Here is a 24,484-nt window from a genome sequence, read left to right as displayed (position 1 = left end):
CCGACGGGTCACGGGGCGGATGCTTCGAGGAACTCCAGGCGGTTGCCGACGGGGTCGGCGGAGTAGAAGCGCCGGTATCCCGGCAGGTTCTCGTCCCGGACGACGGTCGCACCATGGGCTTCCAGCCGGGCGGCATACGTCTCGATGTCCACGACCCGCAGCCCCGGGTGCGCCTTCCGCGCGGGCCGGAAGTCTTCCTCGATGCCCAGGTGCAGTTGCACCGAACCCGTCCGGAACCAGCAGCCGCCGCGCGCGGCCAGCGCGGGCGGCTTGGGGATCTCGGTCAGGCCGAGGACGTCGACGTAGTAGGACCGCAGCCGCTCCTCCGAGCCGGGCGGGGCGGCGAGCTGGACATGGTCGACGGCGGTGATCATCACGCCTCCTTGCGGGCCACGGCGAAGATGCGGCGGAACGGGAACGGGGTGCCGTGCGGACCGGACGGATAGGCCTCGCGCAGGGCGGTGCGGTACTCGGCCATGAACGCCTCCCGTTCCCCCGGGGCGTCGGCGAGCGCCGTGAGGACGGGGCGCAGTCCCGTCCCCTTCACCCAGTCGAGGACCGGGTCCTCGCCGGTGAGCAGGTGGATGTACGTCGTCTCCCAGACGTCGGCCGTGCAGCCGAGGGCGGTCAGCCGCGCCAGGTAGGTCTCGGGGGCGAGGACTGCGTCGGCATGGCGGAGGGTGTCGGCGAGGCGGTCGCTCCAGCGGGCGGAGTGGGCGAGTTCGCGCATCAGCCGGTGGCTGGGGGCGTCGAAGTTGCCGGGGACCTGGAAGGCGAAGGTGCCGCCGGGAGTGAGGCCGGCGATCCAGTCGGCGAAACGGTCCGCGTGCCCGGGGACCCACTGAAGCGTGGCGTTGCTGACGATCAGGTCGTACGGCCGTACGGGCTCCCAGGTGCGGGCGTCGGCGGGGGCGAAGTCGATGCGCCCGCCGCCCGGGGTGGGGCCCGCGTGGTCGACGTGCGCCTTGTCGAGCATCTCGGGCGAGTTGTCGTAGCCGGTGATGTGCGCGGTGGGCCAGCGCTCGGCGAGCAGCGTGGTGACGTTGCCGGGGCCGCAGCCGAGGTCGGCGATGCGGGGCGGGGCACCGGGCAGGTCCGGGACGCGGGCCAGGAGGTCGGTGAAGGGGCGGGCGCGGTGGTCGGCGTGGCGCAGGTACTGGGCGGGGTCCCAGGTGGGGGCGGACATGGGGAGGCCTCCGGGAGGGGTTTCGACCGTGGCTGACGGGTACCCAGACTGCCCGCATAATTAGCTCGACGTCAAGAGACTTGACGTCAAGAGACTTCACGTCGACACAACCACTACACTGATCGTCATGGAGGACGAGGTCGATCGGCTGGTCGCAGCATGGCGCCGGGAGCGCCCGGACCTCGACGTGGAACCGCTCGAGGTGCTCAGCCGGGTGAGCAGACTGGCCCGGCACCTGGACCGCGCACGTCGGCTGGCCTTCTCCGAACACAGTCTGGAGCCCTGGGAGTTCGACGTGCTGACCGCGCTCAGGCGGGCCGGGACGCCGTATCAGCTCTCACCGGGACAGCTGCTGACCCAGACCCTGGTCACCTCGGGCACGATGACGAACCGCATCGACCGGCTGGCCAAGAAGGGCCTGGTGGAGCGGTTGCCGGATCCCAGCGACCGGCGTGGTGTGCTGGTCCGGCTGACCGACGAGGGGCGCGATCGTGCCGACCAGGCGCTCGCGGGTCTGCTCGATCAGGAGCGGGCGATTCTGGCGGAGCTGTCTCGCTCCCAGCGGGGTGAGCTGGCCTCGCTGCTACGTCAGTTGACTGCGCCGTTCGACAACATCCCCGGGTAGGCGCCAGGCGCTCCGCTGGGGGGTGCCGCTGTGTCGTTGTTCGGCTGCGGCGCCGTTGTGGCTGGTCGCGCAGTTCCCCGCGCCCCTGAGGGCGTGCCGTTCAGCGGTGTTGGTCAGGCGCTGCTGCTTTCCTCCACCCCGATCCGGCCTGTCGGGCCCAGGTCCACCGGGCCGACGCCCGCCCGTCGTGCCAGCGCTACCGCCGCCAGTGTCGAGTGGACGCCGAGTTTGCCGAGGACGTTTTGCATATGCGTGCGGACGGTGTGCGGGGACAGGAAGAGGCGCTCGGCGACCGCCTTGCGCCCCAGGCCCGCGACCATGCACCGGAGGACCTCCCGCTCGCGTGGGGTCAGGGACTCCACCAGGCGTTCGCTCTCGGTGCGGTGCTTGCGCGCGGCCGTCAACTCCCGCAGGACGCCCGTGAGCAGGGCGGGCGGGAGGTGGGTCTCGTCGCGCAGGACACCCCGGATGACCGTGAGCAGCCGGGACAGCGAACAGTCCTTGGCGACCCAGCCGGACGCCCCGGCCTGTAGGGCGAGCGCGGCGCGGCGTGGGTCGTCCTTCTCGGCGAGGACGACGATGCGTACGGACGGCTGTGCGGTGCGGACCCCGACGACGAGGGAGATCCCGTCGACGAGCCCCTCCTCGTTGCCCTCCTGCACGGGCGCCGGACGGAGGCCCTGCACATTGCCCCCCAGATCGGCGTCGACGAGCAGCACGTCGTACCGGCGCCCCTCGGCGGCCGCACGCTCCAGGCTGCGCAGCGCGGCCGGGCCGCTGCCGGCCGCGGACACGTCGACGTCCGGCTCGGCGGCCAGTGCGGCGGCGAGCGACTCGGCGAAGATGCGATGGTCGTCGACGACTAGGACTCGGATGCGAACCACTGAAACCCCCACTGGTCCGGGACACGACGACCGGTGCGGGTACGACGCCCAGGGGTGGGCGCAATCGCACGGCCGCCGCCGTGCAGAAACTGCTACCCCCACTGCGGGCGTCGTACCCGACTTGTCTCGCCCCCTGATCAGCACCGGCCCCCACCGGTGCTGTTCATCAGGGTACGGCCGGGGGCGGGGAGCGGAAGGTAATTTGCAGAACTGGCTGTCCAGCGCGTTTATGGTGAGCCGCATGTTTCGTATTGAGACAGAAGTCGATAAAGAGCTGCGCGACTTGCTCCGTTCCCGCCTTCGCGCCACCAACACGGCGGCGTCACCGGTCCTGCGAGCACTGCGCGGAACCCCTGGTGAACGGGAACTTCCGCTCCACGTCTGGGCGTTGGACGACCACGACGGGCTGGGGGGCGGGCTCGTCGGGTACACATGGGCCACGTGGCTGCATGTGACGTATCTGTGGGTCGACGAGCGCCTGCGGGGCGCGGGACTGGGCTCCCGGCTGCTGGCGGAGGCGGAGCACATCGCCTCCGCCGAGCGGGGCTGCCGCAGTGTGCGCCTGGAGACATGGGACTTCCAGGCGCCGGATTTCTACACCAAGCAGGGCTATGACGTGGTGTGCGTGATCCCCGACTATCCGCCGGGGATCACGGAGTACACGCTGACGAAGCGGCTCAGCTGATCCTGCGCGCCCCCGCCGAGGGCACCGCCTCGAACACACGCGGCGTCGTGAATCCGGCCGCCGCGAACGCCTCTTCCACCGCCTTGGTGATCGTGTCGACGTCGGCCGTCTCCGCCAGCACGATCGCCGAGCCGCCGAAGCCGCCGCCGGTCATCCGGGCGCCGAGCGCGCCTGACGCCAGCGCCGTGTCGACGACCAGGTCCAGCTCGGGGCAGGAGATACGGAAGTCGTCCCGCAGGGAGGCGTGCCCCTCGACCAGCACCGGGCCGATCGCGCGGGTGTCGCCGGCCTCCAGGAGGGCGACGACCTTCTCGACCCGCTCGTCCTCGGTCACGACATGGCGGACCAGGCGGACCGCCTCCTCGTCGTCGCCCAACCGCTCCAGCGCGGACCGCAGTTCCGCGTAGGGGATGTCCCGCAGCGCGTCCACGCCCAGCAGCGCCGCGCCCCGCTCGCAGCCCGCGCGCCGCTTGCCGTACTCGCCCTCGCTGTGGGAGTGCTTGACCTGCGTGTCGACGACCAGCAGGCGCATGCCTTCGGCAGCGAGGTCGAAGGGGATCTGCTTCTGGGAGAGGTCCCGGGTGTCGAGGAAGAGCGCGTGGCCCTGCTCGCAGCACGCCGAAGCGGTCTGGTCCATGATGCCGACCGGGGCACCGACGTAGACGTTCTCCGCGCGCTGGCACAGCCGCGCCAGCTGCCAGCGCGCGAGGCCCAGCCCGAACAGGTCGTTGAGGGCCAGGGCCACCACGACCTCCAGCGCCGCCGACGACGACAGGCCCGCGCCCGCCGGGACCGTCGAGGCCAGATGGATGTCCACGCCGGTCACCGGGTGCCCGGCCTCGCGCAGCGCCCAGACCACGCCCGAGGGGTACGCCGTCCACTCCCGGTCCGACTGCGGGGCCAGCGCGTCGAGCCGCAGCTCGACCACCCCGCCCTCGACATCCGCCGAGTGCAGGCGCAGTACGCCGCCCTCGCGACGCGACACCGCCGCGACCGCGGTGTGCGGCAGTGCGAACGGCATCACGAAGCCGTCGTTGTAGTCGGTGTGCTCACCGATGAGGTTGACGCGGCCGGGCGCCGCCCACACGCCCTCCGGTTCGGTTCCGTAGAGCTCCACGAAACCGTCGCGCACCTGCTGTGCCGCCACTTACCGCTCCTCTGCGATGTTCTGCGCGAATTCCCACGCGTCCGCGACGATCCCCGCGAGGTCCGCGCGGGACGGGTTCCAGCCGAGCCGCTCGCGGGCGGTCGCGGCGGACGCCACCAGGACCGCCGGGTCACCGCCGCGGCGCGGGGCCATGACCTCGGGGATCGGGTGGCCGGTGACCTGGCGGACGGTCTCGATGACCTCGCGGACGGAGAAGCCGTTGCCGTTGCCGAGGTTGCAGATCAGGTGCTCGCCGGGCTGCGCGGCCTGGACGGCCAGCAGGTGGGCCTCGGCCAGGTCGGCGACGTGGATGTAGTCGCGTACGCAGGTGCCGTCCGGGGTCGGGTAGTCGTCGCCGAAGACGGAGATCGCCTCACGCCTGCCCTGGGCGACCTGGAGGACCAGCGGGATCAGGTGCGACTCGGGGTCGTGGCGCTCGCCGTACGCACCGTGGGCGCCCGCCACGTTGAAGTAGCGCAGCGAGACCGCGCCCAGGCCGTGCGCCGCCGCCTCGCCGGTGATCATGTGGTCGACGGCGAGCTTCGTGGCGCCGTACGGCGAGGTCGGAGCGGTCGGGTCGGACTCGGTGATCGGCGTGTTCACCGGCTCGCCGTAGGTGGCCGCCGTGGAGGAGAAGACGAGCCTGCGCACCCCGGCCTCGCGCATGGCGGCGAGCAGGGCCATGGTGCCGCCGACGTTGTTGTCCCAGTACTTCTCGGGCTTGGCGACCGACTCGCCGACCTGCGAGAACGCGGCGAAGTGCAGAACGGCGTCGAAGGAGGAGTCCAGCCACTTGGCGGCGTCGCGGATGTCACCCTCGACGAAGGAGGCGCCCGCGGGCACCCCCTCGCGGAAGCCGGTGGAGAGGTTGTCGAGGACGACGACCTCGTGGCCCGCCTCCAGCAGATGCCGGGCGACCACGCTGCCGACGTATCCCGCGCCACCGGTCACCAGGTACTTACCGCTCATGAACTCGCTACCTCTCGCAGTCGCTCGGCCGCGCGCTCGGGCGGCACGTCGTTGATGAACACGTTCATGCCGGACTCGGAACCCGCGAGGAACTTCAGCTTGCCTGACGTACGGCGGATGGTGAAAAGCTCGAGGTGCAGGGCGAAGTCGTCCCTGCTCACACCGTCGAACTCGTCCAGCGCGCCGAACGGGGCCTGATGCCAGGCCGCGATGTACGGGGTAGGCGGTTCTGCGTCTCCGAAGATCCGGTCGAAGCGCCTCAAGAGTTCCAGATAGACCTGGGGGAATTCTGTGCGCGCCGCCTCGTCCAGCCCGAGCAGATCGGGCACCCGGCGCTTGGGGTACAGGTGGACCTCGTACGGCCAGTGCGCGGCGTACGGCACGAAGGCGACCCAGTGTTCACCCTCCAGGACGACCCGCTCGCCGGCGAGTTCACGCTCCAGGACGGCGTCGAAGAGGTTCTCACCTCCGGTCGCTTCCTTATGAGTTGCGAGTGAACGCAGCATCAGCGCGGTGCGCGGGGTGGTGAACGGGTACGCGTAGATCTGGCCGTGCGGATGGCCCAGGGTCACGCCGATCTCGGCGCCACGGTTCTCGAAGCAGAACACCTGGTCGACGGAGGGCAGATGGGACAGTTCCGACGTCCGGTCGGTCCAGGCGTCGAGCACCAGGCCGGCCTGCTCCTCGGTCAGGTCGGCGAAGGACGCGTTGTGGTCGGAGGTGAAGCAGACGACCTCGCAGCGGCCGGAGTCGCCGGCGAGGGAGGGGAAACGGTTCTCGAAGACCACGACGTCGTACGACGAGTCGGGGATCTCGCTCAGCCGGTCGCCCTGGGACGGGCACAGGGGGCATTCGTTCGCCGGCGGGTGGTAGGTGCGGCCCTGGCGGTGCGAGGCCACGGCGACGGCGTCGCCGAGCAGGGGGTCCTGCCGGATCTCGGACGTGGTGACGGTCCGTTCCAGCGGGCGGTGGTCCACGGCGTCACGGACCTTGTCGTCGCGCAGGTCGTAGTAGATCAGCTCGCGACCGTCGGCCAGCCGGGTCGAGGTCTTCTTCACTGCGGACTCCCCTGTCAGGGCCACTCAACCAACCAACATAACTCAACATATCGAAACACAACTCACCAGGGCCGTCAACATCACAATCAAACAAAGAGCACCATCCGAAGTGTTCAATTACTGAACACAGAGGCGTAGGTTCCGCTCTGGATCAGTTCGCGCAACGAAGCGAGTGCTTATGCAAACCCCCACAAATCTGGCCGCCGAGCTACGACTCCCCACCAACTGGCTCGACTACACGATCCTCGGCATCTACTTCGTCGTCGTCCTCGGCATCGGCTTCGCCGCCCGCCGCTCGGTGAAGACCAGCCTCGACTTCTTCCTCTCAGGCCGTTCACTGCCTGCCTGGATCACCGGTCTCGCGTTCATCTCGGCGAACCTGGCCGCCACCGAGATCCTCGGCATGGCCGCCAACAGCGCTCAGTACGGCGCGTACACCGTGCACTGGTACTGGATCGGCGCCATCCCCGCCATGGTCTTCCTGGGCCTGGTGATGATGCCTTTCTACTACGGAAGCAAAGTTCGCTCGGTTCCCGAGATGCTGCTGCTGCGCTTCGACAAGTGGGCACACCTGCTCAGTTCGTTCCTGTTCGCCTTCGCCGCCATCCTGATCGCCGGTGTCAACCTCTACGCCCTCGCGATCGTCGTGGAGGCGCTGCTGGGCTGGCCGCAGTGGGTGGCGATCGTGGTCGCGGGCGCCTTCGTGCTGGCGTACATCACCCTCGGCGGTCTGTCGTCCGCGATCTACAACGAGGTGCTTCAGTTCTTCGTGATCCTCGCGGCCCTCATCCCGCTCGTCGTGCTGAGCCTGAAGAAGGTCGGCGGCTGGGACGGACTGACCGACTCCCTCACCAAGACCCACGGCGCCGACTTCACCACGGCATGGGGCGGCACCGGCATCGGCAGCGACAACCCGCTGGGCGCGAACTGGCTGACCATCGTCCTCGGCCTCGGCTTCGTGCTGTCCTTCGGCTACTGGACGACGAACTTCGCCGAGGTCCAGCGGGCGCTGTCGGCGAAGAACCTCTCGGCGGCCCAGCGCACCCCCCTCATCGCGGCCTTCCCCAAGATCTTCATCGTGTTCCTGGTGATGATCCCGGGCCTGACGGCCGCCGCGCTGATCCCGGGCTTCGGCGCCGAGGGCTCGGACTACCAGTACAACGACGCGATCCCGTATCTGATGGAGGAGCTGCTGCCCAACGGTGTCCTGGGCATCGCGGTGACCGGCCTCCTCGCGGCCTTCATGGCGGGCATGGCGGCCAACGTGTCCTCCTTCAACACGGTGTTCACCACCGACATCTGGGCGCGGTACGTGGTCAAGGACCGCGAGGACGGCTACTACGTGACGTTCGGCCGGCTGATCACGGTGATCGGCGTGTGCGCCTCGATCGGCACCGCGTTCCTGGCGTCCTCGTTCTCGAACATCATGAGCTACCTCCAGACGCTGTTCTCCTTCTTCAACGTGCCGATGTTCGTCGTCTTCATCGTCGGCATGTTCTGGAAGCGCGCGTCCGCGAAGTCCGGCTTCTGGGGTCTGCTGGCCGGCACCGTGACCGCGATGGTGAACTACTTCTGGATCTACAAGCAGGGCATCATCGACATCCCCTCCGACCAGGGTGCCAACTTCGTCTCCGCGATCGCCGGATTCGTGGCCGGCGCGGTCGTCATGGTCGCCGTCTCCCTCTTCACGGCCCCGAAGCCGGCCGAAGCACTGGCGGGCCTCGTCTACGGCACCCGCTCCCCCGGCATGGAGGAGCCGCCCGCAGCCGGCGACGACGCCTGGTACCGCAGGCCGGCCCTGCTGGGCTGGGGCGCGGTGATCCTGGCGGCGGCCTGCTACATCCCGTTCTCGTTCTGATCGCCTGCAGAAAGGGGAGATCGATCAACCATGTCTGAGAACCACGGTTATTCCGAGCAGGACCTCCAGCGTCAAGTCACCGAGCTGGAGGGCAAGTCCACGACGGCCGCGCGCCTCTTCGACATCCGCCGGATCATCGGCGGCCTGTTCGTGCTCTACGGCGTGATCGTCACGATCGCCGGGATCACGGCCTCCGACGCCGACATCGACAAGGCCGAGGGCGTCAACATCAACCTGTGGACCGGGTTGGGGATGCTGGCGCTGGGGCTGTTCTTCCTGGCCTGGCTGTGGCTGCGGCCCACGGCCGCGCCGACGCCGGACGTCCTGCCCGAGGAGCGGCCGTCCGAGTGACGCCGGGCTTGCGGCGACTCGGGGCCGGGACCGGCAGACGGTCCCGGCCCCGAGTCACTCCGTCCCCGTCTCGGGGGACGACTGCGGTACCGGGCCCGCCCGGTCCAGCAGGCCCGTCCTCGCCGCCAGCGCCGCCGCCTCCAGACGGGAGCCGACGCCCAGCTTCATCAGGACCCGTTGGACATGGGTGCGGGCCGTCGACGGGGCGATGCCCATGCCCGCCGCGATCAGCCGGGTGTCCTCGCCGTCCGCGACCCTGACCAGGACCTCCACCTCACGGGGTGTCAGCATCTGAAGCAGCCGCTGGCCCTCGTCGTCGGGCTGGACGGCCGGGTTGAGGAGCTCGCTGAAGGCACCTTGCAGGAGTTGCGGGGCCACGGCCGCCTCCCCCGCCCTTGCCTTCATGATCGCCCGCTCCACGCCCTCGATGCGCTCGTCGTGCCGTACATAGCCCGAGGCGCCCGCGGCGAAGGCGGCGGCGATTCCGCGTGGCGAGGGCACCGGCCCGAGGACCAGGACCGCGACCTGCGGACGCTCTCGTTTGATCTTCACCACCGGGTCGAATATCCCGGGCTCGGCAGGCGTGGCCGTGCCGAGCAGGCACACCTCCGGCGCACGGGTGATCACCAGTTCCGCCGCGCCCGCAGCCGGTGCCGCCGCGGCGAGGACACGATGCCCCCGCAGTTTCAACGCCGAGGCCAGTGCCTCGGCCAGCAATCGGTGGTCGTCGACCACCATGAGCCGCACTCCCATCGAGCAACCCCCCAGTCCCCCCAATGGATGCCCCACTATGCATGCCCACTGGTCCCCGCGGCCAGAAGCCCCCACCCGGCTCCCCCGCTCTTCATGCCCCCGGAAGCTACACGCTTGTTCGACGCTGCGCTGCCCCTACCGGTGAGAAGTGCCCCGGATCGCCGAAATTCCCCGCATTCGAGGGTGTTGAGCGGTACGTGCACGGCCTGGTCCCTGAGCAGGGACGGGACCGTCAACACGGGCCGATGGTTCAGCCGTTCGTGCCGAATGCGATCGCCAGGTACTCCTTCCCGGCCGGGCCGGACAGGCTGGAGGTGTGCGCCTGGGAGATGTAGAGACGACCGTCGCGGAAGAGGATCTCGGAATTGTCGGGGACCATGTCTGTCTCTGCGTCCCGCAGGGTCCGGGTGGCCGGATTCGCCAGCAGCTCGGTCTCCTCGACGGTGGCGCCGTCGATGCTGACGACGCGGCCGCCCCGGCCGTACGCGGGACGCTGGTACGCGATCACATTGGTGCCGTCCATCCGCAGCGGGGAGATCGTGCGGCCGTCGCCCGCGGCGGCGCGCCGGCCGGTCTGTCTGCCGGTGGCCAGGTCGAAGGCGACGATCTCGTTGGTCCGGCCGGCCCCGACACGGCCGACGTGCTCCTCGGTCGCCACGTAGAGCCGGTCGTTGCCGACCACCAGCCTGCGGCAGTTCTCGACCTCGCCGGCGGCGTCGCAGCCGACCGCGTACTGATCGTCCGGCAGCGAGATCCGGGAGCGCAGTCTGCCGGTGCTGTTGTCGACGGAGTAGATGTCCGAAGCGGGACGCGCGGTGTCGCCGACTTCGGCGGCCACGACCAGGGGGTCGGTCGACACCACGCCGACGTGCTCGATGCCCCGTGCCATCCCGTACTCCGAGATCACCGTCCCGGACGTCGGGTCGATGGTCTGGATGTGCAACTGAGGCCCGGCGGACGAGCCGCAGCTGCGCACCGCGACCAGCTTCGCGCCACCGCCGTAACCCGCGTCGTGGCAGCTGTCGGCCGGTTTCGGCGCCCACAGCTGCCTGGCGGAGGCGATGTCCCAGGCCGCGCCGCCACCGGTGCTGCCTGCGGCGACCGTGTCGCCGCTGACGGTGACGTCGTCGAAGGCGATCAACCGTGCACCGGCCTGTGCGGTCCTGGTCCACAGCCGCTTGCCGGCATCGAGGTCGATCGCCGCGACCTGACTGCACCCCGCCGAGGAGTTCCTGGACGGCATCCTTGGCCGGAAGACAACGGCCGTCCGGTTGTCCTCGGTGGTGTGCGGGCTGACCGTGCACACCGGGCCGGGCAGCGGGATCGTCCACAACTTGGCGCCGCTGTCGGCGTCGTAGCCGACGATCTCGGCGATGCCTGTCTTGGCGTACACCTTGTCGGTGAGCCAGGAACCGGGGACGTCCACACTTCCGGCGTCCTTGACCTCGGGCATCGGCACCTGGAAGAGGGCCTCGGCTCCGGTGTCGGCCGGCACCTTCTCATCGCCCCCGCCGCCGGTGTTCTGATCCCCGCCGACGGAGCTCGCGGGGTCGTACTGTCCCTCGTCACCGCCGGAGTTCGCATACCAGCCACCGCCCACGACGAGCAGTGCAATCGTCAGGACCGCCGCGACGATGATCACCAACCGGGCGTTGGACCTCCGCCCGTAGCCGGGCGGCGGCGGGGTGGGCGGCGGACGGTAACCCGCGCTCTGCGGTGGGTGGTTGGGCAGTGGGGGCGGCGGTGGCTGGGTCATGACGTGAGTACCTCGCGAGCGGAAGCGTGGGGGGTGGGGGGAGCGGAGGCGGCAACGAGGAGATCAATTGCCGTAGGCGAGTATCAGCTTCTCCACCGGTTCGTCGCCGGTCAGCCGCGTGGCCGAGAGGTAGAGGCGGCCGTCGGCCCAGTCGATGGCCGTGGCGGGGAAACCGTCCTCGATGTCCGCTGCGGCCCGCGGGTTCCGCAGCAGTTCGGTCGGCTTGTGGCTGCTTCCGGTCGTCGGGATCGACACGACCCGGCCGCCCGCGTCGTGCGACGGCCGGACGTACGCGATGAGCCTGCCGTCCTCGACCTTCAGCGGCAGCATCGACTCGTCCGCCGGGGACGTGACGCGCCACTTCTCCTTGCCGGTGGCCGAGTTGATGGCGACGATCTCGTTGGCGCCGCTCGTGGCCTCGGTCGGCAGGTAGAGCGTGTCGGCGTCGGCGGCCACGCCCGTGCAGCCCCGGAGGTCACGGGCGAGGAGCGCCGAGGTGCAGTCGGGGGCGAAGTCCTCGTCGAAGCCGACCTGGGAGCGGAACGTGCCGCCCGAGGTGAACGTGGAGATGTTCCAGGCCTGTCTGTCCTCGTTGGTGCTGTAGATGACCAGCGGGCGTAGGGAATAGGTGCGTTCGACCGTCCAGCCCTTGTCGATCGGCAGCGTCCACAGGACCTTGCCGGTCGTCGGGTCGAGCCCCTGCATCTCCTCGTGCTCGCTCTTGGTACCGGCGTCGCAGGACGCGACCTGGACGAGCTTCTCGCCGCCCGCGAAGGCGGCCGGGAGGCAGGAGTCGCCGTACTTCTTCTTGTCGTAGAGCTTGCTGCCGCTGGTGACGTCGTACGCCGTGCCGGACTGCCCGCGGCCGACCATCAGCGTGCTGCCGGTGACGGACAGCTCGACGGCGGGTGCGGTGTCGGACAGCGTGCTGTCCCAGCCCTGCTCCCCGGTGTCGAGGTCGACCTCCCGCAGCCGGGTGCACTGGGCGCGGTCGCCGCTGCCGCTCATGTACGCCACGACGATCCTGCCGTCGGCGGTCTGCCGCGGGGTGACCGCGCAGATCTTCTGCGGGAAGGCGATCGGGTCCCAGGCCGGGTAGCCGTCACCGACGTTGTAGGCGACGAGCTGCTTGTGCACCGCCTTCACCGCTGCAGTGTCGGTGATCCACATGCCGGGGGTGTCGGCGCCGGTACCGGGCATGTCCGGCGCCTCCGCGTACCAGAGCAGCTTCGACTCGCCCGCCCGGCGGCCCTCGTTGAGGCTTTCCGGGTCGTACGAGAGGGACGGTTTCGAGGCGGCGCTCCCCGGCTGCTTCGGGGCGGCATCGTCTCCGCTCGTCGCCGCGAACACGGTGCCGCCGATGACGAACAGGGCGACGACCGCGACACCGACGGCAAGCGCGGGCCTGCCCTTGAAGGCGTCGCGGGACCCGGATGCGGGCGGCGGCGGGGTCTGGGGCGGCTGGCTCATCAGCGGCCCTTTCTATCACCCGGCACCGCCGGCGCACCGGCCCGGCTCCGCCCTGTTCCCAAAGGGAGGACCGGCCCGTGATGCCGTCGTTACGCGTCCTCGGCGAGTTCCAGCCAGCGCAGCTCCAGTTCGTCACGTTCGCCGGCCAACTGGCGCAGCTCGGCGTCCAGTTCGGCCACCTTCGCGAAGTCGGTGGCGTTGTCGGCGATCCGGGCGTGCAGCTTGGTCTCCTTCTCGGAGATCTTGTCGAGCTGCCGCTCGATCTTCTGGAGCTCCTTCTTGGCGACGCGCTGGTCGGCGGCGCTCTTCTCGGCGGCGGGCTTGGCCGCGACCGGCGACGCGGCCGCCACCGCCTCCTCCATGCGCCTGCGCCGCTCCAGGTACTCGTCGATGCCGCGCGGCAGCATCCGCAGGGTGGCGTCGCCGAGCAGGGCGAAGACACGGTCCGTCGTCCGCTCGACGAAGAACCGGTCGTGGGAGATGACGATCATCGAGCCGGGCCAGCTGTCGAGGACGTCCTCCAGCTGGGTCAGGGTCTCGATGTCGAGGTCGTTGGTGGGCTCGTCGAGGAAGAGGACGTTCGGCTCGTCCATGAGGAGCCGGAGGATCTGGAGCCGGCGCCGCTCACCGCCGGACAGATCACCGACCGGCGTCCACTGCTTGTCCTTGTTGAAGCCGAACGTCTCGCACAGCTGTCCGGCGGTCATCTCGCGTCCCTTGCCGAGGTCGACGCGCTCACGCACCTGCTGCACGGCCTCCAGCACCCGCAGGTTCGGGTCGAGTTCGCCGACCTCCTGTGAGAGATAGGCCAGCTTGACGGTCTTTCCCACGGCGACCCGCCCGCCGGCCGGCTGTGTCTCGCCCTCGCTGCGGGCGGCCTCGGCCATGGCGCGCAGCAGGGAGGTCTTGCCGGCGCCGTTCACACCGACCAGGCCGATGCGGTCGCCGGGGCCGAGCTGCCAGGTCACATGCTTGAGCAGCACCTTGGGTCCGGCCTGGACGGTGACGTCCTCGAGGTCGAAGACGGTCTTGCCGAGCCGCGAGGACGCGAACTTCATCAGCTCGGAGCTGTCCCGGGGCGGCGGTACATCCGCGATCAGCTCGTTGGCGGCCTCGACGCGGAAGCGGGGCTTGGACGTACGGGCGGGGGCGCCGCGCCGCAGCCAGGCCAGCTCCTTGCGGACCAGGTTCTGCCGCTTGGTCTCCTCGGTGGCGGCGATGCGCTCGCGCTCGGCGCGGGCGAAGACGTAGTCGGAGTAGCCGCCCTCGTACTCGTAGACGTCGCCCTTCTGCACGTCCCACATGCGGGTGCAGACCTGGTCGAGGAACCAGCGGTCGTGGGTGACGCAGACGAGCGCCGAGCGGCGCTCGCGCAGGTGGTTCGCGAGCCAGGAGATGCCCTCGACGTCGAGGTGGTTGGTCGGCTCGTCGAGGACGATCAGGTCCGGCTCGTCGATGAGCAGCTTGGCCAGCGCGATACGGCGGCGCTCACCGCCGGAGAGGGGGCCGATGACGGTGTCGAGTCCCTGCGGGAAGCCGGGCAGGTCGAGGCCGCCGAAGAGTCCGGTGAGTACGTCCCTGATCTTGGCGTTGCCCGCCCACTCGTGGTCGGCCAGATCTCGGATGACCTCGTGGCGGACGGTGGCGGTGGGGTCGAGGGAGTCGTGCTGGGTGAGCACGCCCAGGCGCAGGCCGCCGGAGTGGGTGACCCGTCCGGTGTCGGCCTCCTCCAGCTTGGCGAGCATCCGGATGAGGGTGGTCTTGCCGTCGCCGTTGCGGCCCACGACGCCGATGCGATCTCCCTCGGAGACGCCGAGGGAGATGCCGTCGAGCAGGGCACGGGTGCCGTACACCTTGCTGACGTTCTCGACATTGACCAGGTTGACGGCCATTTCTCTCCTGACACGGGGATCGATCGACCCTCCAGGGTAGTCGCCGCGCCACTTGATCCGTCCGGCGGTTCACGCAGCCCGGGCAAGCGGACGGTCACTCACCCCTACCCGGACGTAGGGATTCCCCTAATTGACGTGACCTCGACAAGGCCGCCACCGTAGCCACGCAGGACCGCCACCCCCCACGCCCCACATCCCGTGCACGTTTCACGAGAGGGGAACCTCCCCCATGTCCGGTCCGCACTCCCCAGGTCGCCGCAGACCAGGTGCCCTCGCCGCGCTGCTCGCCGCCACCGCCGTACTCGCCGTGGGTGTCGCGACCGCCGCCCCCGCGGTCGCGGCCGCCCCCGCCGAAGGCGTGATCGTCGGCGCCGACGCCGAGGGCGCCGTCAAGGGCAGCTACATCGTCACCGTCAACTACCCGGCGCTAAAACGCCGGGCTTGCACAACGGGCATCACTGGCAGTGATGCTGCGATTGCGTCCGGCCCCGCCACGCTTGCGCGGTGGTGGGGCGGGGGCCGTTGACGGGGCCCCGCGTCGCCACAACTCCCACGCACGAGCGCGGATGTTGCGGGAGCCGTTCCGGTCTGCATGATCAACAAATCCGCAGTTCCGGCAAGCGAACCAGGCCTGGGAGACCCGGTTCGCCCTGTCGATGTGGCCGCATTCGGCGCAGGTGCGGGAGGTATACGCCGGATCGACGTGCACCACCGCCACCCCCGCCTTGCGGGCCTTGTACGCGATGAACTGCCCCAGCTGGGCAAAGCTCCAGCTGGAGTGGGTGGCCCGTTGGGGCTTGCGAAGCCGTACCCGCTCGCGGATGCCCGTCAGGTCCTCCAGGGCGATCCCACGACCGGTGCGTTCTGCCTCGGCCACCACATGCTTCGCGATCTTGTGGTTGATGTCTCTGGCCCGCCGGGCCTCCTTACGCCGCCTCTTCTTCAACCGGCGCTTGGCGGACGGGGTGTTCTTGCGTTGCAGCTTGGTGCGCAGGCCGCGCTCCCGGGCCCGGATACGGTTGAGTTCCCGTCCGGCCATGATCTCGCCGTCCGAGGTGGTGGCGATGTTGACGATGCCCAGGTCGAGGCCGAGGAAGTCCACCGGATCGGTGTTCGGCTCGGCTTCGGGGATCTCGCAGGTGGCATTGAGGAACCACATGCCGTCCCGCTCCAGCAGGTCGGACTCGCCCTTGCGGTACTGCGTGAGGGTGGCCAGCTGCTCGGGGCTCGCGGTGAAGGCCACGTTCTTGACGCGCCCCGCCGTCGTCCAGATCGACACCCGGCGTTCGGTGATCTGCCAGGACAGCATCCGGTCGTCGTAGGGCTGCGCGCCCTGCGCACGGAAGGCGATCGGCCTCTCGGTAGCCCGCCGGTACCGATTCGAGCCGGGCTTTCCGAGGTTCCCGGCCTTCAGATTCGCCTTCAGCGTGGCATACGCGTCGCAGGTCTTCTTCACGACGTGCTGGGCGGCCTGCGCCCCCAGGTTCCACCGCGCCTTCACCGCCTCATAGGTGAGCCTGCGCAGCACGAAGTTGTTCTTCACGTCCTTCTCGAAGGCCACCTCGCTGGCCCAGGTGGCCGCCTCGTTGCAGGCGTGCAGGGTCGCCTCCAGCGCCACCGCCTGTATGGGCGTCGGCAGCAGTCTCACCTGCACTGTCAGCTTCACGATCACCCAACGTACACACACGTACGACCCCCCGCCGCGCGTTCCCCCTCCGTCACCCGACCGGGTGAACCCGCCCCTGTCCGGCCACACCCCCGGCCTCGCCGGGGACGACACCCGGCCGCTCCGCGGCCAAGTCCTCAGCAGCGACACCACGGACAACGTCGACGCCACATACACGGTCGACGCGTCCAGCGAGACGACGGTCAACGGAACCTGGCAGTTGAGATCCAGGACGTCTACAGCGCGGACACCGGCTACATCAACAGCTGGAAGCTGACCTTCTAGGAGTTCCCTGAGCAACCGGCAAGCTGCGCCCCGGGGTTCGTCCCCCCGGGGCGCTTCCGCCGCCCCCTGGCCGAGGCCTACTGCTGCCGCTGCTGCGGAATCAGCGCCGACGCGGGGGCCAGTCCACGCCCCTGCGCCGCCTGCTCGCCCACCGGCATGTCGTCGCGTATCAGTGACTCGGGTATGTGGACCGCGGCCGTGACGCCCCCGTTCGGCGAGGTGCGCAGCTCCACGCCGAGACCCTGCCGCTCACGCAGCCGGTTGACCACGAACAGGCCGATCTGCTTGGCGTCGAGGAGGTCGACCCTCTCGGACTCGATCTTGCGGTTGGCCTCGGCGAGGGCGTCCTCGTTCATGCCGAAGCCGCTGTCCTCGACCTCGATCAGCACGCCGTCCCGGATACGCGCGGCACGCAGCTGCACCTGGGTGCTGGGCGGCGAGAAGGCGGTCGCGTTCTCGACGAGTTCGGCGAGCAGATGGATGACGTCGGCGACGGAGCCGCCGGCCAGGGACACCCGGGGAACCGCCCAGATCTGCACCCGCGAGGCGCTCTCGATCTCGGCGACGGCGGCGCGCAGCACGTCGGAGAGCGGGATCGGGTCGCGCCAGCCGCGGCCCGGCGCGATGCCGGAGAGGATCAGCAGGCTCTCGGAGTGGCGGCGCATCCGGGTGGCGAGGTAGTCGACGCGGTAGAGGTCGTCCCGCTCGACCGGATCCTGCTGGCGCCGCTCCATCGCGGCGAGCAGGTCGAGTTGGCGGTGGAGCAGCACCTGGCTGCGGCGGGCGAGGCTGACGTACACCCCGGAGATCCCGCTGAGCAGTTCGGCGCGCTCGGAGGCGGCCTTGAGGGCGGCCCGCTGCACGGCGGTCAAGGCCGTGCCGACCTGGGCGAGTTCATCGCCGACCAGGCGTCGCATGGGGGCTTCGGCGTCGATGTCGACGCCCTGTCCGGCGTGCAGCCTGCGCATGGCCTGGGGCAGCCGGCGGCCGGCCACCTCCAGGGCGTCGTTGCGCAGGTCGAGGAGCTCGACGATGAGGCCGCGTCCGACGAGTACGGAGACCAGCAGCGACAGCAGCACACCGACCAGACCGAGGACGACGGCGATGCCGGAGGCGCCGAGCGTGTCCCAGCCGAAGGGGTCGGCCTGGGCGGTGGCGCCCGTACCCGCCTCGGTCTCGGCCGCCGTCAGGCCCTTGAGCACATCGGACACGGCCGTGTCCCAGCCCTGGAGGAAACCCGCCGACACGGCCGACGCGCCGGGTCCGGCACTGCTGACCCGGTTCTCGATGGCCTGCACGCGCGCGTACGCGTCGCCGTCCAGGACGTCCTCATAGGCCGCCCGGTGCGCGGACTTCAGATCGTCCACCGCCGGCTGGAGCAGCTCGCGCTGGGTGGCGACGGCGCCGACGAACTGCGCGTACTGCTCCTGCGTCAGCGCCCCGCTCGCGGCACCGGCGCCCAGCAGCGCCTGCTGGCGCGCGACCGCCTCACGCGCACGGGCGAGTTCGAGCACCACACGCGCCTCGGACGCGGCGTCCGTGCCGTCGTCGTCGGTGAGCGCACCCATCACCGCGAAGCCGTGCTCGATGACCGTCGTGTAGTTCGTGTACGTCGCCGAGGACTTGGTCCCCTTCGCGGTCGCCTCGGTACGCAGCGCCGCGAGACCACCGGCATCGCTCTCCAACCGGTCGATACGCCCCGGCAGACTCGCGTCGAGGAGGGCCGCATCGGTGCTGGAGACGTTGATGCCGTCCAGCAACGCCGCAGCGGTCTCGTCGGTGGCCTTGCGGGCGGTCGCATACGCGTCCGGCGCGGCCGCGTTGCGCAGTACGGCGGTCCGCTCCGCCTGGAGCACGGTGACGAAGTCGCTCACAGGCGCCAGCAGTTCGGAGTTGACGTCCTTGGCACGCTCGGTGGCGCCGATGCTGGACGCAGTGGTCACGGCGGCAAAGCCCCACAACGCCATCAACGACACGATGGGCAACAGAAGCAGGGCGATGATTCTGGCCCGGACGGATCTGGGACGCAGCCGGTCGGTGGGTCGGGGGACGCGCATGGGGAGCCTCGTTAGGGAACTGACAAAACCGGGGGACGACAGGCGCCCCAAAGGGGCGCGGGGAACTGCGCGACCAGCCACAACGGGCCCGCAGCCAAACGACGACCAATCGCGAAGCGCTACGCAGCGGTGCTGAGTTCCACCTCGCGCAGCAACTCCGCGGCAGACTCATGCCGCTTGCCGGTCGGAGACAGAGCGACATACGCGGCGGCCAGGAACAGGAACGACCCCAGCACCACGGCGAGCGGGAAGATGAACTCCGTGGCAGTCGCACCGGGCAGCGCCGCACTGCTCGGCTTGAGCGAGATGCTCACGGCGTACATCGCGGTGTAGTGCATGCTGCTCACCGCGAGCCCCATGACCAGCGCGGCAACGGTGGCCAGCACAGGACCGCGCACGACCAGCGTCAGCGTCAACGCGGCGGTCGCGGCGACGACGGCGATCAGGACCGAGGCGATGACGAGCGTGGGGTCGAAGTCGACCTCGCCGTGCAGGTTGAGGGCGGCCATGCCGGTGTAGTGCATGGCGGCGACGCCCAGTCCGGTGCCGAGGCCGCCGAGCAGGACGGATGTCACCCGGGAGCGTCCGTAGCCGGCGGTGAAGACACCGGCCGCGACCACCGCGACGGCGATCAGCAGGCTGAGGGCGGTGAGCGGGACGTCGTAGCGGATGGGGGAGCCGTCGACGCTGAAGCCCAGCATGGCCACGAAGTGCATGGTCCAGATCCCGGAGCCGATGGCGAGGGAGGCCAGCAGCAGCCAGTTCCGCTTGGAGGAGCCGACCGCCTCCAACGCCCTCACCGTGCAGCGCAGTCCGAGGGCCGAACCGACGCAGGCCATCACATAGGACAGGACGGGGGTGACCCATCCGGCGCTGAAGTGGTCCATGTGCCCCATGTGGGGTCCTCTCGGGCATGGCGCGGCCAGGCAGGCCGCGCACAGGGGGATACCGCCGGTCAACCGCGGTGATGTGGGTGACGGCCGGCCTGCGCATTCATGCAGGCCGGCCGTCGGAGCATCGAGTCAGGAACGCACGCCGGCGGCTGCCGCGCGGACCTCGCCGAGGAGGTCGTACATCGTCTGGCCGGGACAGTCGGTCTCCAGCCAGTCACGGTGCCCGCTGATCGTGTTCACGTCCTTGGTCACGCCGTTGACCGGGTTGACGAAGGTGACCTGCGCCTGCGGGTCCAGGCCCTTGAAGCGGGTGATCACCTTGATCAGGCGGATCAGCGAGGCCTTGGCCGCGTCCGTCGGCGGCTGGTCGACCAGATTGCCGAGGAGCGCGATGCCGAGGTTGCCGGAGTTGAAGCCCGCCGTGTGGAAGGCGGTGACGAGGTTGCCGCTCGCGTCGAAGGCCGGGATGAGGTCGTCGCCGGAGTAGCGGCCCTCATAGACATTGCCCGCCTCGTCGATGAGGAAGTGGTAGCCGATGTCGCCCCAGTCGTTGGTGATCGCGTGGAACTCGTAGATGCCGCGCACGGTCGCCGCCGGGTCGGGGTCGGCGTTCGGGGTGTCCGTGTGGTGGACGGTGATCGTCTGCAACGGGTAGTACGTCTCGGGCGAGTTGACCTTCCCGTCCTTGTAGCGCTTCGACTCGTCGGCGCCCCATGCGGGCCGCGACAGGTACTGCACACCGCGCACCCGGGTCGGCTCGGTCGGCACCCGGAAGGTCCTGCCGGCCCCGCCGGTCGTGTCGATCGCCAGTGAGTGCACGACGCTCGCGCTCACCCCGTCCGGCGCCTTCAGCTCGTACGCCGTGACGTCCCCCGCCGCCACGAGCGCCGTCCCGCCGTTCTCGACGGTCGCGCAACCGCCGCGCAGCTCCTGCCACTTGCCGTCCGCCAGCCGGATGCCGGCGCCGTCCGCCGCGCCGGTCCAGCGGACCCCGACGTACGAGATGGCGAAAGCGGTGGTGGTCGCGTCGGTGCCGGTCGCGGCCTCGGTGCGCGTGGCCGGGAACTTCTGGGGTTCGGTCCCCGAGGTGCCGGGCGCGGCGTCCGGCGTGCCGGAGTCCGAGTCGGCGGCCGCGAAGACGACCGGGGTCAGGGCCGCTCCGGCGGCCACCGCACCGCCGGCGGCTATGACGCCGCGTCGGGAGAGGGACCGCTTCCTGCGGTGGGACGGGTTGGGAGAGGGGGGAGCTGACACGGGGGTGCCTTCCATCTTTTCGCTGGGGGCACCACGCCGGACGCACTCAGCGAACGGCGAGTGCTTGAAAGATAAAAGGACCTTACTAGTCACTTCCGCCCCATCCGCACCGTCACGGTACAAGGAACGGTGAATTCACTGTGTGCGTGGCGTGAAGTGGAGGTACTCGCAAGTAGGCAGGTCAGCGCACCGGTTGGCGTGGCTCAGCCGGGCGGGCCCGTGAGCACCGTGGCGCCCGGAGCCGGTCCCGAGGCCTGCCGTACGGACCGGCAGGTGCCGGACGCGAGGAGTGCCTCCGCGATCTTCGACGCCGACGCCCGGTCCCGGGCGAGGAACGCCGTCGTCGGACCGGAGCCGGAGACCAGCGCCGTCAGCGCACCGCCGGCGCGGCCCGCGGCGAGGGTGTCGGCCAGCTCCGGGAAGAGCGAAAGGGCGGCGGGCTGAAGGTCGTTGGAGACGGCGGCGGCGAGCGCGTCGGGGTCGCCCTTCGCAGTTGCGTCCAGGAGTTCCTGCGAGGCCACGGGCTCGGGGACGTCCAGGCCCTCGGCGAGCCGGTCGAACTCACGGAACACGGCCGGCGTCGACAACCCGCGCTCCGCCATCGCGAACACCCAGTGGAAGGTGCCGCCGACCTCGAGCACCGTCAGCTTCTCGCCCCGCCCGGTCCCGAGCGCGGCCCCGCCGACCAGGCTGAACGGCACGTCGCTGCCCAACTCGGCGCAGATGTCGAGGAGTTCGTCACGCGAGGCGTTCGTGCCCCACAGCGCGTCACAGGCGAGCAGCGCTCCGGCCCCGTCGGCACTTCCGCCCGCCATGCCGCCGGCCACGGGGATGTCCTTGACGATGTGGATGTGCACATCGGGCGTACGGCCGTGGCGTGCGGCCAGCGCTTCCGCCGCGCGCGCCGCCAAGTTCGTACGGTCCAGCGGGACTTGGCCGGCGTCCGGCCCCTCACAGGTCACGCCGAGTTCGTCGGCCTCGGTGACGGTGATCTCGTCGTAGAGGCCGACCGCGAGAAACACGTTGGCCAGATCGTGGAATCCGTCGGGCCGGGCGGCGCCCACGGCGAGCTGGACATTGACCTTGGCGGGGACGCGAACCGTGACGCTCACTGCTGACCGGGCTCCTCGGTGTCGGCGTGCCGGGCGTTCTCGGCGATACGGGCGAACTCCTCGACGGTCAGCGACTCGCCGCGCGCCTGCGGTGAGACACCGGCGGCGACGAGGGCCGTCTCCGCGGCCGCCGCCGACCCGGCCCACCCGGCGAGCGCGGCCCGCAGCGTCTTCCTCCGCTGGGCGAAGGCCGCGTCGACGACGGCGAACACCTCGCGTCTGGAGGCCGTCGTCTTGATCGGCTCGGTCCGCCGGGTGAGGGCCACGAGTCCGCTGTCGACGTTGGGCGCGGGCCAGAAGACGCTCCGCCCGATGGCGCCGGCCCGCTTCACGTCGGCATACCAGTTGGCCTTCACGGACGGCACGCCGTACACCTTCGACCCGGGCGGGGCGGCCAGCCGGTCGGCGACCTCCGACTGCACCATCACCAGCGTGCGCTCGATGGTGGGGAAGGTCTGGAGCATGTGCAGCAGCACCGGCACGGCCACGTTGTACGGCAGATTCGCCACCAGCGCGGTCGGCGCGGGCCCCGGCAACTCGGTCACCTGCATCGCGTCGGAGTGCACCAGCGCGAACCGCTCGGCCCGCTCCGGCATCCGGGCGGCGACCGTGGCGGGCAGCGCGGAGGCGAGGACGTCGTCGATCTCGACGGCGGTGACCCGGTCGGCGGCCTCCAGCAGAGCGAGGGTGAGCGAACCCAGTCCCGGCCCCACCTCGACGACCACGTCATCGGGCCGCACCTCCGCGGTACGGACGATCCGGCGGACCGTGTTCGCGTCGATCACGAAGTTCTGACCGCGCTGCTTGGTGGGACGCACACCGAGGGCGGCCGCCAGCTCACGGATGTCGGCGGGCCCGAACAGGGCGTCGGGGGTGGGGCTACTCACGGGACAAGGGTACGGGCTCGTAAGCTGCGGGCAGTCGTGCCGCCTGGGGCGGCACGGGTGGGCGCAGGCGGCACCCCGTCAGCGCCGGGCTGCGCGACCCGCCCCCGGCCGGCACCGACGCCGCTACGCGCACAGCCAACGCTCACCCGTGCAACCGCGCCCCGCAATGAGGCCACGGACTGGCGCCCCGCCGCACATAGAGCTTCTTGGCCCGCAGGGTCTGTTCCGAGGCCGACGCGTCCTGGGGGCGCCCGCTGCCTCCGAGGCTCCGCCATGTCTGCGTGTCGACCTGGTACAGGCCTCCGTATGTCCCCGAAGGGTCGACCGCGCCGGCCCGTCCCCCGGACTCGCACGCCGCCAGGCCCTGCCAGTTCAGGCCGTCGGCCCCCTGCACGGACGTGGGCAGTGGCTTCGTCCCCACCTTCACCACCCGATCCCGCGGCTCCCGGACCACCTCGTCCTTGACCCGCCGCGGCTTCTGCTTGACCCCGTTGACGGTGCGCAGCATGAACGTGATCCGCCGCAGCCCCGCCTGTCCCGCGCGGTCGACCACCTCCGTCCCCTCGAACAGCGAGGGGTCCTCGACCCGTCGCACCTCGACCGGAATCGGCTCCTCCCGCACCTCCTTGGTCCGGGTGATCCGCAGTACGGAGACGGTCTGCCCGTCCCGCGGGAAACTCTCCGGCGCGACGGACGTGGTGTCCTGCCCCCGCAGGCTGACCCCGGCCTCCTCGACGACCTCGCCCACGGTCGCCGCGTTCGTACGGACGGTCCGTGCGCGTCCGTCCGCCATGACCGTCACTGAACGCTCGGTGCGGACATCCAGCGCGAGCCCCTCACGCCCGATGGACCGCAGGCGCGAGGTGGACACGTACGCGCCCTCCGCCCGCACCCCCAGCTGCTTGAGCGCCGCTTTCACCGTGCGGGCCGTCGTCCACACCACCTCGCGCCGCTGACCGTCGAGGGTGAGCCGCAGGGGCCGTCCGTACTGCACCGCGACCTCGTCACCGCTGGCGAGGGCCGCGCCGGGGCCGGGCGCCACCACGTCGTGCGCCCCCATCTCCACGCCCTCCTCGGCAAGGAGTTCGCTCACGTCGTCCGCGAAGGTGTGCAGCGTGCGCGGCTGCCCGTCGACGCTCAGCTCGATCGCCTTGTCCTTGGCGACGAACGCGGAGGTGCCACCCGCGAGGAACGCGACGACCAGCGCCTGCGGCAGCAGCCGGCGCATGGAGCCGTCCGCGCGCTCGGTGTACCGCGGCTTGCGCCGACGCGTGGCCCGCCGGCTTCCCGCGGCGCGCGGGACGGGAGCGGGCTCCTCGTCGTCGACCGCGCTGTCCGCCTGCCGCGGCAGCACCGGGTCGAGCATCTCGTAGGCAGGCGCGTAGGTGTCCCCGTACTCCCAGGTGGTCTCCCCCGGCACCCCGTACCCCAACGTCTCGGCGCCGTACGGATCGAAGGCGCCGCCGGACGCGTCGTACGCCGTGTACGACGGTCCCGCTCCGGACGCGTACGGACCGTACGCCTCGTACGGCACGTCCACTCCGTACGGCGACTCCCATGCGTACTGCGAGTCCTGCACGTTCTGCGCGTACTGCGAATTGCGCGCGTACTGCGAGTTGCTCACGCCGACACGCTCCAGAAGGCCAGAGGGGTCCGGATCGGGCCCAGAACCTAGCGGAGCGATGGTCACTCACCA

At 70.4% G+C, this 24,484-nt stretch carries 21 protein-coding genes; 4 read left to right on the top strand and 17 right to left on the bottom strand.

From position 1 onward, the window contains the following. Positions 1–8 precede the first annotated feature (8 nt). Together ACIHFB_RS33720 and ACIHFB_RS33715 are read right to left on the bottom strand one after the other, a co-directional pair. On the bottom strand, positions 9–374 hold the full coding sequence (locus ACIHFB_RS33720) for a VOC family protein (protein ID WP_400128914.1): 366 nt from the start codon (positions 372–374) through the stop codon (positions 9–11). Continuing rightward, positions 374–1,186, bottom strand: a complete 813-nt coding sequence (locus tag ACIHFB_RS33715) for a trans-aconitate 2-methyltransferase (RefSeq protein ID WP_400128913.1) — start codon at positions 1,184–1,186, stop codon at positions 374–376. Before ACIHFB_RS33715 ends, ACIHFB_RS33720 begins: the two co-directional genes overlap by 1 nt. Before the next feature lie 127 nt (positions 1,187–1,313). Between ACIHFB_RS33715 and tamR the strand changes: the two genes are divergently transcribed. Next, a complete protein-coding gene (gene tamR, locus ACIHFB_RS33710; protein ID WP_365276403.1) occupies positions 1,314–1,811 on the top strand; it encodes a MarR family transcriptional regulator TamR in 498 nt (165 codons plus the stop codon). A gap of 113 nt (positions 1,812–1,924) precedes the next feature. On the opposite strand, the gene ACIHFB_RS33705 is transcribed toward tamR, so the two are convergent. Further along, on the bottom strand, positions 1,925–2,695 hold the full coding sequence (locus ACIHFB_RS33705) for a response regulator transcription factor (RefSeq protein WP_365276400.1): 771 nt from the start codon (positions 2,693–2,695) through the stop codon (positions 1,925–1,927). A 229-nt stretch (positions 2,696–2,924) separates the two neighbouring features. On the opposite strand from ACIHFB_RS33705, the gene ACIHFB_RS33700 reads away from it, so the two are divergent. Further along, positions 2,925–3,380, top strand: coding sequence for an N-acetyltransferase (locus ACIHFB_RS33700; protein WP_365276397.1), 456 nt, complete (start codon positions 2,925–2,927; stop codon positions 3,378–3,380). Here the strand turns inward: ACIHFB_RS33700 and galK are convergent. The 3 genes from galK to galT are packed head-to-tail and all read right to left on the bottom strand — an operon-like array spanning position 3,373 to position 6,554. Further along, positions 3,373–4,527: a galactokinase gene (gene galK, locus ACIHFB_RS33695; RefSeq protein WP_400128912.1), complete on the bottom strand. Its 1,155-nt coding sequence runs from the start codon at positions 4,525–4,527 to the stop codon at positions 3,373–3,375. The two genes, ACIHFB_RS33700 and galK, sit on opposite strands and share 8 nt — an antisense overlap. Next, complete coding sequence (gene galE / locus ACIHFB_RS33690) at positions 4,528–5,496, bottom strand: UDP-glucose 4-epimerase GalE (protein WP_365276391.1); 969 nt, start codon at positions 5,494–5,496, stop codon at positions 4,528–4,530. It abuts the gene before it with no gap. Next, positions 5,493–6,554 (bottom strand): galactose-1-phosphate uridylyltransferase, encoded by a 1,062-nt coding sequence (galT, locus tag ACIHFB_RS33685; protein ID WP_365276388.1) that lies wholly within the window; start codon positions 6,552–6,554, stop codon positions 5,493–5,495. Before galT ends, galE begins: the two co-directional genes overlap by 4 nt. Positions 6,555–6,732: 178 nt before the next feature. Between galT and ACIHFB_RS33680 the strand changes: the two genes are divergently transcribed. Both ACIHFB_RS33680 and ACIHFB_RS33675 read left to right on the top strand, forming a co-directional pair. Beyond that, positions 6,733–8,412, top strand: a complete 1,680-nt coding sequence (locus tag ACIHFB_RS33680) for a sodium:solute symporter family protein (RefSeq protein WP_365276386.1) — start codon at positions 6,733–6,735, stop codon at positions 8,410–8,412. 30 nt (positions 8,413–8,442) lie between these two features. After that, positions 8,443–8,763 carry a hypothetical protein gene (locus tag ACIHFB_RS33675; RefSeq protein ID WP_365276383.1) on the top strand — a complete coding sequence of 107 codons (321 nt, stop codon included), beginning with the start codon at positions 8,443–8,445 and terminating at the stop codon, positions 8,761–8,763. Between the two features lie 54 nt (positions 8,764–8,817). On the opposite strand, the gene ACIHFB_RS33670 is transcribed toward ACIHFB_RS33675, so the two are convergent. The 11 genes from ACIHFB_RS33670 to ACIHFB_RS33620 form a co-directional block, all read right to left on the bottom strand. Next, positions 8,818–9,516: a response regulator transcription factor gene (locus tag ACIHFB_RS33670; RefSeq protein ID WP_365276380.1), complete on the bottom strand. Its 699-nt coding sequence runs from the start codon at positions 9,514–9,516 to the stop codon at positions 8,818–8,820. Between the two features lie 250 nt (positions 9,517–9,766). Continuing rightward, complete coding sequence (locus ACIHFB_RS33665) at positions 9,767–11,272, bottom strand: PQQ-binding-like beta-propeller repeat protein (protein WP_400128911.1); 1,506 nt, start codon at positions 11,270–11,272, stop codon at positions 9,767–9,769. Between the two features lie 63 nt (positions 11,273–11,335). Next, a complete protein-coding gene (locus ACIHFB_RS33660; RefSeq protein ID WP_400128910.1) occupies positions 11,336–12,742 on the bottom strand; it encodes a PQQ-binding-like beta-propeller repeat protein in 1,407 nt (468 codons plus the stop codon). Positions 12,743–12,831: 89 nt separating this feature from the next. After that, the gene (locus ACIHFB_RS33655; protein WP_400128909.1) at positions 12,832–14,634 is read right to left on the bottom strand and encodes an ABC-F family ATP-binding cassette domain-containing protein; all 1,803 of its coding nucleotides are present in this window, start codon (positions 14,632–14,634) and stop codon (positions 12,832–12,834) included. A gap of 427 nt (positions 14,635–15,061) precedes the next feature. Further along, positions 15,062–16,300 carry an RNA-guided endonuclease InsQ/TnpB family protein gene (locus tag ACIHFB_RS33650; protein WP_400128908.1) on the bottom strand — a complete coding sequence of 413 codons (1,239 nt, stop codon included), beginning with the start codon at positions 16,298–16,300 and terminating at the stop codon, positions 15,062–15,064. Between the two features lie 362 nt (positions 16,301–16,662). Continuing rightward, positions 16,663–18,642 carry a nitrate- and nitrite sensing domain-containing protein gene (locus ACIHFB_RS33645; protein WP_365276366.1) on the bottom strand — a complete coding sequence of 660 codons (1,980 nt, stop codon included), beginning with the start codon at positions 18,640–18,642 and terminating at the stop codon, positions 16,663–16,665. Positions 18,643–18,761: 119 nt separating this feature from the next. Next, the gene (locus tag ACIHFB_RS33640) at positions 18,762–19,538 is read right to left on the bottom strand and encodes an MHYT domain-containing protein (RefSeq protein ID WP_365276363.1); all 777 of its coding nucleotides are present in this window, start codon (positions 19,536–19,538) and stop codon (positions 18,762–18,764) included. A 126-nt stretch (positions 19,539–19,664) separates the two neighbouring features. Continuing rightward, positions 19,665–20,789, bottom strand: a complete 1,125-nt coding sequence (locus ACIHFB_RS33635) for a peptidoglycan recognition family protein (RefSeq protein ID WP_365276360.1) — start codon at positions 20,787–20,789, stop codon at positions 19,665–19,667. A 203-nt stretch (positions 20,790–20,992) separates the two neighbouring features. Continuing rightward, complete coding sequence (locus tag ACIHFB_RS33630) at positions 20,993–21,901, bottom strand: 4-(cytidine 5'-diphospho)-2-C-methyl-D-erythritol kinase (RefSeq protein ID WP_365276358.1); 909 nt, start codon at positions 21,899–21,901, stop codon at positions 20,993–20,995. Next, positions 21,898–22,788 carry a 16S rRNA (adenine(1518)-N(6)/adenine(1519)-N(6))-dimethyltransferase RsmA gene (rsmA, locus tag ACIHFB_RS33625; RefSeq protein ID WP_365276355.1) on the bottom strand — a complete coding sequence of 297 codons (891 nt, stop codon included), beginning with the start codon at positions 22,786–22,788 and terminating at the stop codon, positions 21,898–21,900. The genes ACIHFB_RS33630 and rsmA overlap by 4 nt, the downstream gene beginning before the upstream one ends. 142 nt (positions 22,789–22,930) lie before the next feature. Beyond that, a complete protein-coding gene (locus ACIHFB_RS33620) occupies positions 22,931–24,412 on the bottom strand; it encodes a ubiquitin-like domain-containing protein (RefSeq protein ID WP_400128907.1) in 1,482 nt (493 codons plus the stop codon). Positions 24,413–24,484: the final 72 nt, after the last annotated feature.

Source organism: Streptomyces sp. NPDC051963 (assembly GCF_044593495.1).
GTDB lineage: Bacteria > Actinomycetota > Actinomycetes > Streptomycetales > Streptomycetaceae > Streptomyces.
Note: the sequence above shows the minus strand (reverse complement) of the source record. Positions and strands in the feature narration are given on the sequence as shown.